General features: G+C 37.6%; 1 pseudogene. It reads left to right on the forward strand.

Features of this window, described 5'->3' with window-relative positions:
- Positions 1-81: 81 nt before the first annotated feature.
- Positions 82-1,165, forward strand: a pseudogene (locus VB796_RS23835) (ISAs1 family transposase).
- Positions 1,166-1,177 lie beyond the last annotated feature (12 nt).

Raw genomic sequence — 1,177 nt, forward strand, 5'->3', positions numbered from 1 at the left:
CCCCTCTCCGATGGAGCAGGGCTGTTAAGTTCTTTGATATATTGAAAATACTTTAACTTTGCACAAAATAAAATTTGTCAAATGAGTCTATTAAGTTGTTTAAGTGTGATAAACGACCCACGTCGCAAGCAGGGTTGTCGAACGAGTATTGAGCAAATTTTTTGTATGGTAACTTTAAGTTACGTATGTGGTTATTTAGGCTATCGTCCTGTTCATAAGTTTTGCGAGTCCCATTCGGAATTATTCATTTCAGTGTTAGGACTAAAACATGGCATCCCCTCCCATGTTACGTTTCGAGAGGTGCTGATGCGTATTAACGAGCAAGAGCTGATTGATGCTTTTAATATGTGGACAAACTCTTATGTAGCTCTCAAATCAGGGGATGCCCTAAGTGGTGATGGTAAAAGTTTGAAGTCAACTGTTAGCCAGCAACCTACCTCTGAGCAAGATTTCCAAAGTGTGGTGAGTTTATTTTGTCAAACCACTGGATTAATTGCCAAAATAGCTACATATAGACACAAAAAGGTCAGTGAGATACAGATGTTAAAAGAGTTAATTGAAACGCTTGCAGTGAATGGTTTAATCATTCGGATGGATGCTTTACATACCCAAAAAAACGATACAAACCATCATTGAGTGTAATCAGCACTATGTAGCACAAGTCAAAGCCAATCAACCCACTTTACATCAAAATATACAAGCTCATGTAGAAACTCAACCCTTAGATAGTTTTCTCGAAGAGGACTCCACGCATGGTCGTCGTGTTACTCGAATCACTCAAACGTTCACCGTCACCAATGAGACCATCAAACAAAATTGGAGCAACATTCAAACATACATCATTGTTCATCGAACCCGTTTAGAGAAGGGCAAAACCTCTTATGAAAAGGCTTTTTTTATCTCTGATTTATCATTGAATGCACAAGCATTTCATCAAATCATTAGACAACATTGGAGAATCGAAAATAAACTCCATTGGGTAAAAGATGTCATTCATAAAGAAGATAAAAACAGAATAAGAACTGGAACTGGTCCAGTATCTGCTTCTGTATTTAGCTCGATAGCCATCAATATTCACAGAAAAATTAACGGTAGCTCGATTACCAATAGCCAAATTTTATTTCGTGCAAATGTCAAAGAACTTTTCAATATCATTAGAACTTAACAGCCCTGCTCC

This window comes from Arcicella sp. LKC2W, assembly GCF_034931005.1.
Taxonomy (GTDB): Bacteria; Bacteroidota; Bacteroidia; order Cytophagales; family Spirosomataceae; genus Arcicella.